Raw genomic sequence first — 16,423 nt, forward strand, 5'->3', positions numbered from 1 at the left:
AAACCAAACCCTCCAGCCATCTGAGTAAAACGACACGTACAACTAAGTAAGATGCGTTGGAACTATCCCTCAAAATAATGCAACACAAGGAGGCGTTATGATTACCCATATAAGCCCCGCAGGTAGCATGGACTTGCTATCCCAACTGGAAGTTGAACGCTTAAAGAAAACCGCTTCGAGTGATCTTTACCAGCTTTATCGTAACTGTACGTTAGCGGTATTGAACTCTGGTAGCCACACAGATAACTCCAAAGAGCTTCTCGATAAACACCAATCGTTTGATGTGAATGTAGTGCGCCGCGAGCGTGGCATTAAGCTAGAGCTGACCGACCCACCAGAGCATGCGTTTGTCGATGGAGAGATCATTAAAGGCATTCAAGAACACTTATTCTCTGTACTGCGTGACATCGTTTACGTGAACATGCACTTGGCTGACAGTCAGCGCCTCAATCTCACTAACCCAACGCATATTACCAACCTTGTGTTTGGTATTTTGCGTAACGCAGGCGCGCTCACTCCCGGTATTGAACCAAATCTCGTCGTCTGTTGGGGCGGCCATTCAATCAATGGCGTTGAATACCAATACACGCGCGAAGTGGGTAACGAGCTTGGCTTACGTGAACTTAATATCTGTACGGGTTGTGGACCAGGTGCGATGGAAGGCCCGATGAAAGGAGCGGCAATCGGTCACGCTAAACAGCGTTACACTGAGCAACGCTACCTTGGCTTGACGGAGCCTTCAATCATTGCCGCTGAGCCGCCAAACCCAATCGTCAACGAGCTGATCATCATGCCGGACATCGAAAAACGTTTAGAAGCGTTTGTTCGTATGGCGCATGGTATTGTGATCTTCCCGGGTGGTCCGGGTACTGCTGAAGAGTTGCTGTACATTCTTGGTATCATGATGCATCCAGACAATGCTGATCAGCCGATGCCGATTGTGTTAACCGGACCAAAAGAGAGCGAAGAATACTTCCGTTCTATCGATGCGTTTATTCGCGATACCTTAGGTGAAGAAGGTCAAAAACACTACCAAATCGTCATTGATGATCCTGCAGAAGTTGCACGTATCATGAAGCGCTCGATGGAAGATGTACGCCTTCACCGTAAAGAAAAAGGCGATGCTTACAGCTTCAACTGGTCATTGAAAATCGAACCGGATTTCCAACTGCCATTTGACCCAACGCATACATCAATGGAAGGGTTGAATTTGAACTTGGATCAAGAACCTCAGGTTCTGGCGGCTAACTTACGCAAAGCCTTCTCTGGTATTGTGGCAGGTAACGTCAAAGCCGAGGGCATTCGCGAAATCGAATGCAAAGGTCCATTTTCCATTCATGGCGATCCTGTACTGATGAAGAAGCTCGACAAGCTACTGCAAGACTTCGTTGAACAGCATCGAATGAAATTGCCAGGCGGTTCTGATTACGAACCATGCTATCGAATTGCCCATCCATAAATTGGTGGTCGATAGTCTGGCTTGCATTCGTTACACTAGGGGCATTACGCCCCTTTTTTATTGCTAAGTCATTATGTCTATTCATCTTGTTATTATTGATGCCCTCAACTTGATTCGCCGTGTGCACTCTGCACAGCCGGATCCAACTGACATCGCAAGAACCATCACGACGACTCAGCGAACCCTTACGCGTATTCTTTCCGAAGCGAAACCAACACATATCATCGCGGTGTTTGATCACCATGAACAAGATAGAGGTTGGCGCGCTGAAATCCTTCCTGACTACAAGCAAAATCGCAAACCGATGCCAGAGCCGCTGATGCAAGGTTTGGATGCCATCCAACAAGCATGGTGGGAGCAAGGTATTGATTCACTGCTATCAGAAGGCGATGAGGCGGACGATTTAGTTGCGACACTGGCGACCAAAGTGGCAAGCCACGGCGAGAAAGTAACGATCGTTTCAACCGACAAAGGCTACTGCCAGTTACTTTCACCGACGCTGCAAATTCGCGATTACTTTCAACACCGTTGGTTGGATGAACCGTTTATCGAGAAAGAGTTTGGCGTAAAGCCAAGCCAACTCGCTGATTATTGGGGGTTAACTGGCATTAGTTCAAGCCAAGTGCCGGGCGTTCCGGGCATTGGACCAAAAGCTGCCAAAGAGATCCTAACTCAATTTGAAGACATTGAAGCGGCCTACGCCAGCGATGAACTTGCACCAAAATATCGCAAGAAGCTGGATGAACACATTGAGTCTGCACGTCTATGTAAACGAGTAGCTGCGTTGAAATGCGATATCGAGCTCGGCTTTAACCTGCAAGACATTCGCTTTACCGGACCAAATAAAGCCGAGTAAGCACATCTCTTTTACGCTGTGAGTTTTGGGTTAGACAACACGTTTATAAAATCTGTTGTGTAACCCTTTACATTCACGGCAATGATATTTACCTCGTCACTAACCTACAAGATACTGATTAGTTTATAAGCTAATTCACAGTCTTAGTGAGTAATTTCATTATTTTTAAATCTCTTAATAATGGAGAAAAGTAATGAAAAACATCATCTTAGTATCTTTAGTCACACTCCTATCCTTCCCTACTCTTGCGGAAACTTGTGGTCAACACCTTGATAAAGGCATACCTTCAAGCAACAGCGATCAGTTCCTTTGCCGAGATGGCTATGCGGTTGGGTACAACTACAACACCAAAAATGCAGACTGGGTTGCTTACCACATTACCGCGGAAAGCGTGAACATCACCAACAAACGCAGTAACGCCTTCCAAGAAGACACTGAAATGCCGGATTACGCTCGCTCTACCCTAGCAGACTACAAAGGCTCAGGATACGACAGAGGGCACCTTGCGCCGTCAGCGACAATGGATTTCACCCAAGAGTCAATGAAGCAAAGCTTTTTGATGAGTAACATGTCGCCTCAACTGCCGGGGTTTAACCGAGTTGGTTGGCGAGTTCTAGAGGAACATGTTCGTGATCTCGCCAATGAGTACAATGAGCTTTATGTGGTGACCGGACCGATTTACCAAGGTAACGAAGGAACAATCGGTAATGGTGTGGCGATCCCGAGCGCATTTTACAAAGTCATTCTTGATCCAAGCTTTGATGAAGCCATTGCGTTCATTGTCCCGCATCGTGATGTTTCAAGCTCTGAGTTAGCCAACTTTATTACCACCATTGACGAAGTTGAACGTCAAACTGGATTAGACTTTTTTGCTCAAACGCCAGATAGCATCGAAGACAACATGGAATCAGTAAAATGGGAACAGATGTGGCCAACCAACCAGTAATTGAGTGACTGTCGCGATTCCTAAACCACAATAAAAAAGCGCCTGAAGTAGGCGCTTTTTTGATAGTGTTCAACCACATAGAAACGATAACTTAGTGCGGAGAGATATTAGATAGACACTGAATGTGAATCGTGATCTCTTCACGGTCATGATACAGATGCTTCGCTTGCAGCTTGAATTTCACCTTGTTCTCAATCAAAAACATTTTTAGATTTTCAAGATCTTGCAGTACTTCATCGTAACGACCTTTCATTGGCAATTTCAGGTTAAAGATGGCTTCTTTCGCCCAACCTTTAAGCAGCCATTGGCCCATAAGATGTGCCACGCGAGCTGGTTTCTCAACCATATCACACACAATCCAAGTCACGTTCTTGCGGTCTGGTTCAAACTTAAAGCCATCCACCATGTGGTGCTTAATTTGACCGGTTTCCATCAAGCTGTCTGCCATCATGCCATTATCAACACAATGAACGAACATAGAACGTTTCACTAATTGGTACGTCCAACCACCTGGACATGCACCTAAATCAACGCCCCACATGCCTGGCGCTAAACGCTCATCCCACTCATCTCGCGGAATAAATACGTGGAAAGCTTCTTCCAGTTTTAGCGTTGAACGGCTTGGTGCGTCTGCTGGGAATTTCAAGCGAGGGATACCCATAAAGAACTGCGAGTTGTTGCCCGGTAGTGAGTACCCCACGTAGCAATGACCCGGTGCGACAAAACAGATGTGTAGCACTGGCTTCTTCGCGTTGTCTTTATTCCACATCAAGCCTTTTCCACGCAACGCTTGGCGCATTGGTACGGTGAACTTGCGGCAGAACTTCAATAGCTCTTTTGCTTCGTTCGTATCTGGCGTTTCGATACGTAGATCGCCACAACGTGGGAACGATTCAAACTCTGACAGCTCGGCAAGAATTGGGCTGATGCGGTCTTCACTTGGCAGCGCTTCAAATTCAGCCGCTACAGCAAACATCTGACGCGCAAAAATCAATGAGCTAAAGTCTAAGCCTTTAACTAGCTTCTCTGCGTCTCCATCTTGGTAACACTCGAAGACAACATAACCTGAGTTTTTCTTCACACGAGGGAAGCCATACACTTCCAACTGTGTCGCTTTGTCCTGAATTTCACCAGCACACTCTTTCTCAAAGCCAGCACGGCAATAGAGCATTAGTTGTTTCACTTGGAGACCTCTTTGATATTAAACGCAGCAAAAAAGAACAGACACCAGCCGATCATGAACATGAATCCTCCCATTGGGGTGATTGGTCCAAACCATTTAATGCCCGTCAGCGCCAGCGCGTAAAGACTGCCGCTAAAACAAAAGATGCCGATGATAAAGCAAATCGCCGCGATGAAAAAATATTTTTGTGCTTTTTGTCCCAAATTGAGCAGAAGCAAAATGGCACAAAATGCAACCGCTAAGGTGTGGATGAACTGATACAACACGCCCGTCTCAAACACGCCAAGCAGATAAGGCGCAAGCTTGGCTTTTAGGCCGTGCGCTGCGAAAGCGCCTAGTGCAACAGAAACTAGTCCCGAAAGTCCCGTAAAAGAGAGTAACCACTTACTTTTCACTGAACACCTCATTGATGAATGCTGACAGTTGCTCTACTGCAAGTGCAATATTGCCCGCTTCGGTATGTCCCGAGCTCTTGCGCGGCTTAAAGCTATGGTCGCCATCAGGTAAGAAGCTCACTTTCACTTGCTGAGAAAAGACAAACTCATCAAACTCTTCACGCTTACCAAAAGTATCTCGCTCACCTTGAAGAATCAGAGTGGGCTTGTCGATGCTTGCAAGATGATCACCTTTGAATTTTTCTGGCTTACCCGGAGGGTGAAATGGAAAGCCTAAACAGGCAATGCCCGCCACCAGCTCGTGCTCTGCGAGTAAACTCGCCATTCTCCCTCCCATCGACTTGCCACCAATGACCACGGGAGAAGAAGCAAAGTGAGCGATCACTTCGCTGTATGCTTCGAGCAACTTTGGTGCGCGATCGGGCGGACGCTTTTTGCCATCTTCCGAACGTTTCACCATGTAAGGGAAATTAAAACGCACCACACGAATGCCTTGCTCAACTAATCCTTTGGCGACAGCAGTCATGAAGTCATGCTCCATCCCCGCCCCTGCGCCGTGAGCAAAAACAAACAGCGGCCCGTTTTTAGGCCCCTCAACTATCCACTGGCTCATCCAATACTTCCTCTTGTTCTTTTCTCGCCGTTGCCAGCATCCAATCTCTAAATGTCGCGATGCGTCCCATGTCTGCCTGCTGCTCATGGCACACCACATAGAAGGCATTTTTGGAGATAAGCACCTCATCAAATGGCGCAATCAGCCGTCCCGCTTCCATTTCTGGTTTCGCTAACACGTTGTTACCCAATGCTACGCCTTGTCCGTGTGCAGCAGCCTGCAGCACCATAGTCGAGTGACTGAAAATCGGGCCGTGATTCACGTTAATGCCTTCAATGTTGTAATGACGAGCGAACTGCTTCCAATCTTTACGCGAAGTATCATGTAACAAAGTGTGTAATTTGAGGTCACTTAGAGATTCTAATGGTTTGTTACCTAAAAGTAACGAAGGTGAACAAAGTGGGATCAGAAACTCTTGGTACAGTTTATCCGCTCGCAAACCCGGCCAGTTCCCACGGCCATAGTAGATCGCTACATCTACATCATCAGTCAGTGAACCTTCATCCATATCCACGGCTTTGATGCGCACATCGATGTCTGGCTCTTGAGCATTAAAGTCCGCCAAACGAGGCACCAACCACTGAATGGCAAAACTCGGTGGCAAGCTGATGGTCAACGCGCCTTTTTCACTACGTTCCAATACCTTATCGGTCGCTTCAGCAATCGAGGTAAAGATGTCTTTGATATCGAGAAAGTAACTTTGCCCTTCTTCTGTTAACAGCAAAGAACGGTTACGGCGACGGAAAAGTTTTAGAGATAGAAACTCTTCTAGGGCTTTAATTTGATGACTCACTGCGGCTTGAGTCACAAATAACTCTTCTGCCGCACGCGTAAAACTGAGATGACGAGCGGCTGCTTCAAATACTCGAAGCGAATTTAAAGGAGGCAATCTGCGAGACATATGGGACCTCAAATAGGATTAGTTTTTTTAATCTGAAACATTATAAAATGTCCGTTGTCGAACAGCCAGATAAATTCTATATTTCACCCCGCAACACGAGCCTGAACGGCTTGATTTCCTTGGAAATCAATTGGCTTCGTTGTTGCGATGTTGTGTTTGCAAACTCGTATTTCGAGTTAGGTAGATTTCTACCATGATGTTTTGTCCACACTCCCTGTGACAAAACAGATACTTCCTGTATTTATTTTTGACCTGTCTGTCAAATTTGTTACACCGCCTTTTTAGGCGGTGTTTTTTTATCTAAAGAAAATCCCACCTTTCAAATCTGGCATCAACATCACTTTTTATCTGTATTTCGGATTAATTATCGTTATATCAACACAACCAATATAGCTTTGCGATAAACCTCAACATTATGCTGAATTCCGCTTCTTTATTGCGCGATCAAAAACAAAAAAGCGCAAATTACATCAGCAATTTGCGCTTTGGGTCTGCTTCAGATCACCGCCATTGGCGGACATCGAAAGTGTGTTTATTTACTGAGTGACTATGGACGGTAAACTTTCACGTTGTTAAAGCCTTGCTCTTGCAAGTAAAGCGCTTGCAGACGGCTCATTACGCCACGGTCACAGTACAGTAGGTAAGTTTTCGACTGGTCTAGGTCACCGAATTGCGTACCCAGCTTGTAGAACGGAATGTGTTTCACATCCACACCTTCGATTTCTAATGGGTTATCATCTTCCTCATCAGGGCTACGAATATCCAATACTACCGCGTGTTCTTCTACTGCTTGTACTTGCTCAACTTCTGGTGCCGCTTGCTCAGATTCTTTTGCGATATCACGAATGTCCATTTGACGCGCTTCGTAAACCACTTTTTCTAGAATGCTGAAGTCAAACTTCGCTTCTTCTGCTTCTAGCTTCTCTTTCACCGCTTTTACTGTTGGCTTCTTAGAGATCACGCCACAGTACTCAGGCATGGTTTTCGCGAAGTCTTCTGTACCGATTTCACGAGCTAAGTTGATGATGTCTTCTTTATCCCAGTTGATAAGAGGACGCAGAATCAGCGTATCCGTAACATTATCGATGTGACGAAGGTTCGTTAGCGTTTGGCTAGATACCTGGCCAAGAGCTTCACCTGTTACCAATGCTTCGATCTTCATCTTCTGAGCAATCATACCTGCTGCACGCATGAACATACGCTTCAGGATCACGCCCATTTGGCCGTCATCAACTTTCTCTAGGATTTCTGCAACTACAGGCTCGAAATCAACAGAGATGAAACGCACTTTCGCTGATGAGCCGTATTTGTTCCATAGGTAGTGAGAAACCTGCTTAACGCCGATTTCATGAGCTGGGCCACCTAGGTTAAAGAAACAGTAGTGAACTTTAGAGCCACGTTTGATGTGTAGGTAGCTTGATACACCAGAGTCGAAACCACCTGAGATCAGGCTTAGTACGTCTTCTTGAGTACCTAGAGGGAAGCCACCTAGACCTTTGTGACGCGCCAACACTTGGTTAAGTTTGTCACCCGATACTTCAACTTTTACCGTCACATCAGGGTTGTGCAATTTAACGCGTGCGCTTTCTACTGCTTGGTTTAGACCACCACCAACGTAACGTTCAAGCTCGATAGACGTGAAGTCATGCTTACCACGGCGTTTTGCACGAACCACAAACGTTTTATTTTCAATAAGCGGACGGCTCAGTTCCAGCACCTGCTCGTAGATGTCGTGCAGGTCTTTAAACTCTGATTGCTTCACTTCTAGAACGTGATGAATGCCTGGCGTGTGAGTCAGGATTTCTAAAACTTCAGCGTGGTATTCGTTGCTCTCAGAGGTCACTTCAATGTGATCACGACGGTTAAATACTGCGACAGATTCCGTGCGGCTCTTGACGATATTACGAATGTTGCACTCTAAAATCTTTGTGAAGCGCTTACGCACAGATTCACTTTTTACAAAAATTTCTGGATGGGGCTTTACAATAAATTTCATAGTCTAATTCGCAGGTTAGTTTCGCAATCAACAATGAGTGAACTCTCATAACTATAGAATCAAATCGAAATCCGCGTGAAAGGCACGCCGTTTTCAACGATGTAATGAGCTCACTTTTAGGGCGCAAGATTATATACCCAAACAACCTTAAGATGCTAGGTGCAGCGAGAATGCCTTGGATTGCAGGCAAGGCTACGATTTTAAGAACAAGCGACTCTCGACTAAAAGTCTTTAATAAAAAAGCGAGCACTCTGCTCGCTTTTTATCTTCTGAACTATTTATAGACGCGCTTTGTTATTGAATAACGGGCACTTCTTCACTGTATAAAGGTTCACCTTGCATGATACTGATTTCAACACGACGGTTAAGTGCGCGGTTTTCATCAGAATCATTCGGCACCAAAGGCTCGGTATCCGCCATACCTCGCACACGAAGACGCTGATGCGAGAAACCTCTGACCTTTTCCATCTCTTGAGCGACCGACACCGCACGCTGCGATGACAAGTCCCAATTCGAGCGATACAGCTCAGAATCCAAACGCTGATTGTCTGAGTGACCAGAGATTCGGACAATACCTGGCACATCTTTCACTAGCTCAGCAATCTGTCGCACTAATGGTCTGAACTTCGGTTGCAGGAATGCAGAACCTTCTGGGAATGCGCCTTTCTCTCGCATTCGTATAACGATTTGCTGACCGAGGTTCTCCACTTCAATCGCACCTTGTTCGATTTCACGTTCGAGCGCCTTCTTGATGCTCTCCATCAAGGTTTCCATCTCTTGTGACATCTCTTCAGACTGCTGCTGTTGCATGTCTGACTCTGCGGACTGATTGCTTTGCGTCGAGGTTTCCGGTGATTGACCGCCCGTCAGCTTGCCTTCATCACGCTTAGTACCACCAGCTCGGTCAGACTCACCTTCGTGGAATTCTAGCGTCTGCTGAGTGATATCCATGGTTTGTTGCATGATGACATCAATCGGTGTCGGCTCAGGACGGCCTGGTCTAAATTCTTGTGCGATGATGCTGGTGCCTTTAGGAATGTCTTTCACTTCCAGTTGGTTTTGCACACCAAATGCAAATTTCATCGAACCAGCAATCTGTTTGAACTTCAAAACATCCATTTCAGAGAATGAAAGCAGCAGTACGAAGAAGCACATCAACAGCGACATCAAGTCCGCGAATGTCCCCATCCACAACGGGAGACCGGGTGGCGGACAATCGCATTTGTTATCTTCATCATCCATCACAAATCTCCGCGATTACTCATCAATCTCAAGAGCACGTTTACCCTCGTTGAGGTAGTTCTTCAGGTAGCTGTCGATAACTCGTGGGTTTTGACCATCTTGAATGGCAAGTACGCCGTCCATGATCAAACGGCGGTTAAGCGTTTCTTGATCTCGGCGTAAAGAAAGCTTATCGGCAATTGGGAAGAACAGCATGTTTGACAACACCGCACCGTAAAGTGTGGTTAAAAGGGCTACCGCCATTGCAGGACCGATCGCTTTTGGGTCATCCATGTTCGAAAGCATCGCAACCAGACCAACCAGCGTACCGATCATCCCCATCGCTGGAGCAACGTCACCAAACGCTCGGAAAACGCCCGTGCCTTGCGTGTGTCGCTCATCCGTCAAGGCAATGTCTTTTTGCAACGCAGCGCGAACCACGTCCGCATCGTGACCATCCACCAAAAGGTCAATGCCTTTCTGCATAAAGCTGTTGTTGATTTCCATCTCTTCCAGAGCGAGAAAACCGCCTTTACGCGCCGCATCGGCCATTTCAACAATCTTTGCGATGAGGTCTTCTGGCTCATCGGCTTTAAACATGAATGCCTTGCCTGCAATTTTCGCCGCACCAAAGAACTGGCCGAGCGTGAACTTCATCAATACTACAAATGCAGAGCCACCTACTACGATAAGGATCGATGTAACGTCGACGAACATGCCGATACTGCCACCTAGCACCATTGCCATGATGACGAAGGCAAAACCACCGATCAAACCTATTAGGGTTGCTAAATCCACAAAGCACTCCTCACGCTATTTAAATACTGCCGTTAGGCGGATTATTACTTGTATCGACAACTAGAACAGATTTTTTAGGAAAATCTTAGCTAATAGATCACAAATTAACGCCAACAACCCTAACTAAAATATGGGGTTTGTCTAATCAGACCCGTTTAGAGCCAATTTTGTGACAATTATGTAAGGTTAAATTTGACCAAGTAACTAGGCTAAGGTAACTTTCGTGCATCCTATTCAAGGCTTGATTAAGGCAGAAAAAAGATGGCGGTCAAGAAACCAGAAAACATGACCTTCGAAGCAACCATTGAAGAGCTTGATAGCTTGGTTGATCAATTAGAAAACGGCGATCTTGCCCTAGATGATGCCTTACGTAAATTTGAACGAGGCATTGCCTTAGCTCGTGCTGGCCAAACCAAACTGAGCGACGCAGAACAGCGCGTAAGCATTCTTCTTAGCGAAGATGACGAAGCCCCTCTTAGCGACTTCAAACCAGATTCAGAATAACCATCAGTAGTGAGCAATGTGATGCAACAGACATTGACGTCTTTCCAAGAAAGAAACAATCAGCAATTGAATTTGTGGCTAGAACAGCTTCCATATCAAGAGCAGCCATTGATTCAAGCAATGAAATACGGCCTTTTGTTAGGCGGCAAACGCGTTCGCCCATTTCTTGTTTACATCACAGGTCAAATGCTCGGCTGTAAACCTGAAGATCTAGACACTCCAGCTTCAGCCATCGAGTGTATTCATGCCTACTCGCTCATCCATGACGATCTTCCTGCTATGGATGATGATGATCTGCGCCGCGGTCAGCCAACCTGCCATATCAAATTTGATGAAGCGACCGCCATTTTAACCGGTGATGCCCTACAAACTCTTGCTTTTACCATCATTGCTGACGGTACGTTGAGCCCAAGCGCAGAAAACCAACGTGTCAACATGATCAAAGCGTTAGCTCACTCCTCTGGTGCGAACGGCATGTGTGTCGGCCAAGCATTGGATTTGGGTGCGGAGAATCGCCAAGTTTCTCTTGCAGAAATGGAAGAGATACACCGTAAAAAAACCGGAGCTCTGATTGATTGTGCGGTAAAATTAGGTGCTCTGGCCGCTGGTGAAAAAGGTATCGAGGTTTTACCTCATTTAGAACGCTATTCAAAAGCAATTGGTTTGGCGTTTCAGGTTCAAGACGATATTCTTGATATCATTAGTGACACAGAAACATTGGGTAAACCTCAAGGTTCAGACCAAGAACTGAACAAAAGCACTTACCCATCCCTGCTGGGTTTAGAGGGAGCCATTGAGAAAGCTCACACTCTATTACAGGAAGCACTTCAAGCATTGGAAGCTATCCCATACAATACTCAGTTACTCGAAGAGTTCGCCCGATACGTCATCGAGCGCAAAAACTAACACTATAAGCGCGCATTTATATGACTCTTGATATTTCAAAGTACCCAACACTGGCGTTAGCAAATACACCGGAAGAATTGCGTCTTCTTCCAAAAGAAACATTACCAACTCTGTGTGATGAGCTGCGAACGTATCTGCTAAATTCAGTGAGCCAATCTAGCGGACACTTAGCGTCTGGCTTAGGCACCGTAGAGCTAACTGTGGCTCTGCATTATGTTTACAACACACCAGTAGATAAACTTATCTGGGATGTTGGTCATCAGGCTTACCCACATAAAATTTTGACGGGTCGTCGCGATCAAATGCCAACGATTCGCCAGAAAGACGGCTTACACCCTTTCCCTTGGCGCGAAGAGAGCGAGTACGACACGCTATCAGTTGGTCACTCTTCTACTTCCATCAGTGCAGGGCTTGGCCTAGCCATCAGCGCTCAAAAAGAAGGGAAAGGTCGTAAAGTCATCAGTGTGATTGGTGATGGTGCGATTACTGCAGGCATGGCATTCGAAGCCATGAACCACGCAGGCGATGTTCACCCTGACATGTTGGTGATTCTTAACGACAATGAAATGTCGATCTCAGAAAACGTTGGCGCTCTAAACAACCACCTAGCGAAAGTGCTTTCCGGTAGTCTTTACACCTCAATCCGTGAGGGTGGGAAAAAAGTGCTATCAGGTGTGCCACCAATCAAAGAACTGGTTCGTCGCACTGAAGAACATCTAAAAGGCATGGTTGTCCCTGGCACTCTGTTTGAAGAGTTTGGCTTTAACTACATTGGTCCAATTGATGGGCACGATGTGAATGAGCTCGTTAAAACACTGAAAAACATGCGTGAGCTAAAAGGCCCTCAGTTCCTGCACATCATGACTAAGAAAGGCAAAGGTTATGAGCCAGCAGAGAAAGATCCTATTGGCTACCACGGCGTCCCTAAGTTCGATCCAAGCCATAACTGCTTACCAAAAAGCAGTGGCGGCAAACCAACTTTCTCAAAGATTTTTGGTGACTTCTTATGTGACATGGCAGCGCAAGATCCTAAGCTAATGGCAATTACGCCAGCAATGCGTGAAGGTTCTGGCATGGTGCGTTTCTCGAAAGAGTTCCCAGACCAATACTTTGATGTGGCAATTGCAGAGCAACACGCTGTGACACTTGCGACAGGTATGGCAATTGCTGGCGATCATCCGATCGTGGCTATCTACTCAACCTTCTTGCAACGTGGTTACGATCAACTTATCCATGACATCGCTATCATGGACTTACCAGTAATGTTCGCTATCGACCGCGCAGGTTTGGTCGGTGCAGATGGTCAAACACACCAAGGTGCATTTGATCTTAGCTTTATGCGCTGCATTCCTAACATGGTGATCATGGCACCAAGCGACGAAAACGAATGTCGCCAAATGCTGTACACCGGTCATAAGCACACTGGACCAAGTGCCGTACGTTATCCTCGTGGTAGTGGTATGGGTACAGAGATCGAAAAAGAGTTTACCGCTCTTGAGATTGGTAAAGGTCGAGTGGTACGCAAAGGTGAAAAGGTGGCAATCCTGAGCTTCGGTACTTTCTTACCGAATGCACTAGAAGCAGCTAAAAACCTCAATGCAACGGTTGCTGATATGCGTTTCGTCAAACCTCTTGATGAAGCATTGATTCGCCAACTCGCTGATGAACATGACGTTCTTGTCACGCTAGAAGAGAACGCAATCGCAGGTGGTGCTGGTGCAGGTGTTATTGAATTTATGATGAAAGAGAAAATCATCAAACCAGTACTCAATCTTGGTTTACCTGATAAATTCATCCATCAAGGTACTCAAGAAGAGCTTCACGAAGAACTTGGTTTAGACGCAAAAGGGATTGAAAAATCCATTGCGGAATACCTTGCGAAGTAAGCAATTAAATAGCAAAAAGGGATGCCAGTGGCATCCCTTTTTAATTCTTGTTGTTCTTCGAGTGATAGGTGATGTACTAACTCATCCAACCCGCATACTTTGCAACGAGAAACAAAGCAATACCCGCCATAATACCCGCCACAATATCATCGAGCATAATGCCAAGCCCGCCATGGATGCGTTTGTCTAACCAACCTATTGGCCACGGTTTGACCATATCGAAAAAGCGGAAAAGAATGAAACCCGTCAACAACCATTTCCATTCCGTGATAGGAATATTCAGGGCTGGTACAATACTCATGGTGATCCAAAAGCCCGCAAACTCATCCCATACAATTGAACCGTGATCATGCACCTTCATATCATCTGACGTGACTTGGCAGATTTTGATGCCAATCACGCACGAAAGTAATACCACAACGACATAAGCCGGAAATGGCAGCTGCGCCAACAACAGAAAAAACGGAACCGCAGCAAGCGTGCCCATTGTTCCAGGAACTACTGGCGACAAACCACTGCCAAACCCCGTCGCCAACAAATGCCACGGGTTCTTTAATGAGATCAGAGAAAGAGGGTTGGTCATATCCTTAAACCTATACTGCTAGTTTAACTCGATGAGCTTATTTAAAGTGGTCGAAACCACTTAAATCCCAGTCGAGAGGTTGGTTGTTATCGTGAAGCTCAAACGTTCCATTTGGTCTAATTTGGCCAATGCACGTCACTTTGCACCCGCTATAAGACAAAGCACTCTGCAAAGAACCTCGATTTTGTTCTGATACAGTGAAACACAACTCGTATTCTTCACCGCTAGATAAAGCATACTGCTGTGCGCTGACCTTATCATCTAAAAATTGTACCAGCTCTGAAGAGATTGGTAATTGAGACACATCGATACTCACACCAACTTGTGAGCGTTTTAAAATATGTTTGATATCCGAAATCAGGCCGTCTGAAATATCAATCGCCGAAGATGCTAATCCTACCAAAGCTTGCCCCGCTAACACTCTCGGAGTACTTAAGTAGTGGGCTTTTTCTAGTTCATCAGCACCAATGCGACTGCGAAGTGTTTCATCTAAGATGACATCCAGCCCTGCTTTTGCGTCACCCAAATTCCCCGTGACATACACCCAGTCCCCGACTTTCGCTCCAGAGCGAGTCAGCGCTTTGCCCTCAGGCACAAAACCTTGCACTGTCAGTGTTAAGCTTAATGGGCCTTTCGTTGTATCACCGCCGATTAACTGAATACCGAAGTAATCCGCCAGTTCGAAAAACGCATCACAGAAGGGTGCGAGCCATTCTTCATCCACTTCAGGCATGGTCAATGCAAAGCTTACCCAAGCAGGTGTTGCACCCATCGCAGCTAAGTCGCTGATGTTGGATGCAAGCGCCTTGTGAGCAACCCAAGCAGGGTTCGCGTGAGGAAGGAAATGGGTTCCAGCAACCAAGGTATCGGTGCTGATAGCAATCTGTACATTTGCTGGCGCCTTAACGAGAGCGCAATCGTCCCCTGCGGCGAGGTGTACGTCTTTGCGCTGGTTTTGTCGGCCAACAAAATACTTATCAATCAGGTTAAATTCACCAGACATAATTCATTTATCTTTTCATGCCAATGGCATTGATATCATACAAAAAAGGTCAGCATGTGCTGACCTTTTTATTGAAGAAATCGTTATTTCTTACGTACGTGTGGTGCGGCTTTATCTAGCACACCGTTCACGAATTTGTGGCTGTCTTCTGCAGCGAATACTTTAGCAAGTTCAATCGCTTCGTTGATTACCACTTTGTAAGGAACATCTTCGCGACGAGTCATCTCGTACATAGCAAGGCGAAGAAGAGCAAGTTCCATCATATCTAGATCCTGCATAGGACGAGATACGTAAGGACGAATTTTGCTATCTAGCTCAGCGTGGCTAAGTACAACACCGCTTAATAGTTCACGGAAGTAAGCAACGTCTGTTTCTGGGGCAGCAAGTGCTGGCTCAGATGCACGAAGTTCTTCTTCATCGTATTTGTCGCCAGACAAAAACTGTTCTTCAATCGTGGCAACATTCTCTTTAGTAATTTGCCATGAGTAGATCGCCTGTAGAGCGAATTGACGTGCGTTACGACGTGCGGCTGGTTTCACACTGGCCCCCATTAGGAATCAATTTCAGATAGTACATTAATCATTTCAAGTGCGCTTAGTGCAGCCTCTGCACCTTTATTACCAGCCTTGGTTCCTGCGCGTTCAATCGCTTGATCGATAGTATCAACAGTCAGCACACCGAATGCGACTGGAAGACTGTATTCCAGAGACACTTGCGCTAGGCCCTTGTTACATTCACTACAAACATAATCAAAGTGTGGTGTACCGCCACGGATTACTGTACCTAGAGATACGATCGCATCGTATTTACCAGTTTTAGCAACACGTTGAGCTACTAGAGGTAGTTCTACGGCACCTGGACAACGAACAACAGTGATGTTGTCTTCGCTTACTTGTCCGTGACGCTTTAGTGTATCGATCGCACCAGAAAGTAAGCTTTCGTTAATAAAACTGTTGAAGCGAGAAATAACGATAGCAATTTTTGCATTTGGCGCTGGGAAGCCACCCTCGATCACTTTCATAAGCTTTCCTTTAACTCTATTTATAAGTGAAATTTGTTCATCAAGTGAGAATCGCCGGATTCTAGCACAAATTTGTGAGCAATATCTAATGGAAATTGGCCGCGTGTCACGAGTTCCTAGTCCACACCAAAATAGGTGTGCATGGGACTAGG

At 46.0% G+C, this 16,423-nt stretch carries 17 protein-coding genes; 6 read left to right on the top strand and 11 right to left on the bottom strand.

Features of this window, described 5'->3' with window-relative positions; all coding sequences use genetic code 11:
* The first annotated feature begins 97 nt into the window (after positions 1-97).
* The 3 genes from ppnN to OU793_RS06650 all read left to right on the top strand — a co-directional run bounded on the left by ppnN (position 98) and on the right by OU793_RS06650 (position 3,261).
* Positions 98-1,459: a nucleotide 5'-monophosphate nucleosidase PpnN gene (gene ppnN, locus OU793_RS06640; protein ID WP_005496242.1), complete on the top strand. Its 1,362-nt coding sequence runs from the start codon at positions 98-100 to the stop codon at positions 1,457-1,459.
* Positions 1,460-1,532: 73 nt separating this feature from the next.
* Positions 1,533-2,315 (top strand): flap endonuclease Xni, encoded by a 783-nt coding sequence (xni, locus tag OU793_RS06645; RefSeq protein WP_005459149.1) that lies wholly within the window; start codon positions 1,533-1,535, stop codon positions 2,313-2,315.
* A gap of 193 nt (positions 2,316-2,508) precedes the next feature.
* Positions 2,509-3,261 (top strand): DNA/RNA non-specific endonuclease, encoded by a 753-nt coding sequence (locus OU793_RS06650; protein WP_140103224.1) that lies wholly within the window; start codon positions 2,509-2,511, stop codon positions 3,259-3,261.
* Between the two features lie 91 nt (positions 3,262-3,352).
* Here OU793_RS06650 and rlmM read toward each other — a convergent pair whose 3' ends face one another.
* The 7 genes from rlmM to pomA all read right to left on the bottom strand — a co-directional run bounded on the left by rlmM (position 3,353) and on the right by pomA (position 10,368).
* A complete protein-coding gene (gene rlmM, locus OU793_RS06655) occupies positions 3,353-4,444 on the bottom strand; it encodes a 23S rRNA (cytidine(2498)-2'-O)-methyltransferase RlmM (protein WP_015296337.1) in 1,092 nt (363 codons plus the stop codon).
* Complete coding sequence (locus OU793_RS06660) at positions 4,441-4,839, bottom strand: DUF423 domain-containing protein (protein WP_005496247.1); 399 nt, start codon at positions 4,837-4,839, stop codon at positions 4,441-4,443. Before OU793_RS06660 ends, rlmM begins: the two co-directional genes overlap by 4 nt.
* Positions 4,829-5,452, bottom strand: a complete 624-nt coding sequence (locus OU793_RS06665) for an alpha/beta fold hydrolase (protein WP_140103225.1) — start codon at positions 5,450-5,452, stop codon at positions 4,829-4,831. Before OU793_RS06665 ends, OU793_RS06660 begins: the two co-directional genes overlap by 11 nt.
* Complete coding sequence (locus tag OU793_RS06670; RefSeq protein ID WP_011105705.1) at positions 5,433-6,353, bottom strand: transcriptional regulator GcvA; 921 nt, start codon at positions 6,351-6,353, stop codon at positions 5,433-5,435. The genes OU793_RS06665 and OU793_RS06670 overlap by 20 nt, the downstream gene beginning before the upstream one ends.
* Before the next feature lie 547 nt (positions 6,354-6,900).
* The gene (thiI, locus tag OU793_RS06675; protein WP_031415501.1) at positions 6,901-8,349 is read right to left on the bottom strand and encodes a tRNA uracil 4-sulfurtransferase ThiI; all 1,449 of its coding nucleotides are present in this window, start codon (positions 8,347-8,349) and stop codon (positions 6,901-6,903) included.
* 294 nt (positions 8,350-8,643) lie between these two features.
* Positions 8,644-9,591 carry a flagellar motor protein MotB gene (locus OU793_RS06680; protein WP_029854868.1) on the bottom strand — a complete coding sequence of 316 codons (948 nt, stop codon included), beginning with the start codon at positions 9,589-9,591 and terminating at the stop codon, positions 8,644-8,646.
* Between the two features lie 15 nt (positions 9,592-9,606).
* The gene (pomA, locus tag OU793_RS06685; RefSeq protein WP_005482965.1) at positions 9,607-10,368 is read right to left on the bottom strand and encodes a flagellar motor protein PomA; all 762 of its coding nucleotides are present in this window, start codon (positions 10,366-10,368) and stop codon (positions 9,607-9,609) included.
* A gap of 261 nt (positions 10,369-10,629) precedes the next feature.
* On the opposite strand from pomA, the gene xseB reads away from it, so the two are divergent.
* The 3 genes from xseB to dxs are packed head-to-tail and all read left to right on the top strand — an operon-like array spanning position 10,630 to position 13,664.
* On the top strand, positions 10,630-10,872 hold the full coding sequence (gene xseB, locus OU793_RS06690; RefSeq protein ID WP_005381566.1) for an exodeoxyribonuclease VII small subunit: 243 nt from the start codon (positions 10,630-10,632) through the stop codon (positions 10,870-10,872).
* Between the two features lie 21 nt (positions 10,873-10,893).
* Positions 10,894-11,778 (top strand): (2E,6E)-farnesyl diphosphate synthase, encoded by an 885-nt coding sequence (gene ispA, locus OU793_RS06695; RefSeq protein WP_005496250.1) that lies wholly within the window; start codon positions 10,894-10,896, stop codon positions 11,776-11,778.
* A 20-nt stretch (positions 11,779-11,798) separates the two neighbouring features.
* Positions 11,799-13,664 carry a 1-deoxy-D-xylulose-5-phosphate synthase gene (dxs, locus tag OU793_RS06700; protein WP_005483016.1) on the top strand — a complete coding sequence of 622 codons (1,866 nt, stop codon included), beginning with the start codon at positions 11,799-11,801 and terminating at the stop codon, positions 13,662-13,664.
* Positions 13,665-13,740: 76 nt separating this feature from the next.
* On the opposite strand, the gene pgpA is transcribed toward dxs, so the two are convergent.
* From pgpA to ribE, 4 genes are all read right to left on the bottom strand, one after another.
* Positions 13,741-14,247, bottom strand: a complete 507-nt coding sequence (gene pgpA / locus OU793_RS06705) for a phosphatidylglycerophosphatase A (RefSeq protein ID WP_005482983.1) — start codon at positions 14,245-14,247, stop codon at positions 13,741-13,743.
* Between the two features lie 37 nt (positions 14,248-14,284).
* Positions 14,285-15,250: a thiamine-phosphate kinase gene (gene thiL, locus OU793_RS06710; protein WP_021822340.1), complete on the bottom strand. Its 966-nt coding sequence runs from the start codon at positions 15,248-15,250 to the stop codon at positions 14,285-14,287.
* Between the two features lie 83 nt (positions 15,251-15,333).
* Positions 15,334-15,801 (bottom strand): transcription antitermination factor NusB, encoded by a 468-nt coding sequence (nusB, locus tag OU793_RS06715; protein WP_005456038.1) that lies wholly within the window; start codon positions 15,799-15,801, stop codon positions 15,334-15,336.
* Positions 15,801-16,271: a 6,7-dimethyl-8-ribityllumazine synthase gene (ribE, locus tag OU793_RS06720; protein WP_005440184.1), complete on the bottom strand. Its 471-nt coding sequence runs from the start codon at positions 16,269-16,271 to the stop codon at positions 15,801-15,803. Before ribE ends, nusB begins: the two co-directional genes overlap by 1 nt.
* Positions 16,272-16,423 lie beyond the last annotated feature (152 nt).

The organism is Vibrio sp. VP6, assembly GCF_028823755.1.
Lineage (GTDB): Bacteria > Pseudomonadota > Gammaproteobacteria > Enterobacterales > Vibrionaceae > Vibrio > Vibrio parahaemolyticus.

What these genes read in the sequence shown, in the direction of transcription:
- ppnN (WP_005496242.1), top strand. Translation starts at nt 98, where the DNA reads ATGATTACCCATATAAGCCCCGCAGGTAGCATGGACTTGCTATCCCAA.
- xni (WP_005459149.1), top strand. Translation starts at nt 1,533, where the DNA reads ATGTCTATTCATCTTGTTATTATTGATGCCCTCAACTTGATTCGCCGT.
- OU793_RS06650 (WP_140103224.1), top strand. Translation starts at nt 2,509, where the DNA reads ATGAAAAACATCATCTTAGTATCTTTAGTCACACTCCTATCCTTCCCT.
- OU793_RS06665 (WP_140103225.1), bottom strand. Translation starts at nt 5,452, where the DNA reads ATGAGCCAGTGGATAGTTGAGGGGCCTAAAAACGGGCCGCTGTTTGTT.
- OU793_RS06670 (WP_011105705.1), bottom strand. Translation starts at nt 6,353, where the DNA reads ATGTCTCGCAGATTGCCTCCTTTAAATTCGCTTCGAGTATTTGAAGCA.
- thiI (WP_031415501.1), bottom strand. Translation starts at nt 8,349, where the DNA reads ATGAAATTTATTGTAAAGCCCCATCCAGAAATTTTTGTAAAAAGTGAA.
- OU793_RS06680 (WP_029854868.1), bottom strand. Translation starts at nt 9,591, where the DNA reads ATGGATGATGAAGATAACAAATGCGATTGTCCGCCACCCGGTCTCCCG.
- xseB (WP_005381566.1), top strand. Translation starts at nt 10,630, where the DNA reads ATGGCGGTCAAGAAACCAGAAAACATGACCTTCGAAGCAACCATTGAA.
- ispA (WP_005496250.1), top strand. Translation starts at nt 10,894, where the DNA reads ATGCAACAGACATTGACGTCTTTCCAAGAAAGAAACAATCAGCAATTG.
- dxs (WP_005483016.1), top strand. Translation starts at nt 11,799, where the DNA reads ATGACTCTTGATATTTCAAAGTACCCAACACTGGCGTTAGCAAATACA.
- pgpA (WP_005482983.1), bottom strand. Translation starts at nt 14,247, where the DNA reads ATGACCAACCCTCTTTCTCTGATCTCATTAAAGAACCCGTGGCATTTG.
- thiL (WP_021822340.1), bottom strand. Translation starts at nt 15,250, where the DNA reads ATGTCTGGTGAATTTAACCTGATTGATAAGTATTTTGTTGGCCGACAA.
- nusB (WP_005456038.1), bottom strand. Translation starts at nt 15,801, where the DNA reads ATGGGGGCCAGTGTGAAACCAGCCGCACGTCGTAACGCACGTCAATTC.
- ribE (WP_005440184.1), bottom strand. Translation starts at nt 16,271, where the DNA reads ATGAAAGTGATCGAGGGTGGCTTCCCAGCGCCAAATGCAAAAATTGCT.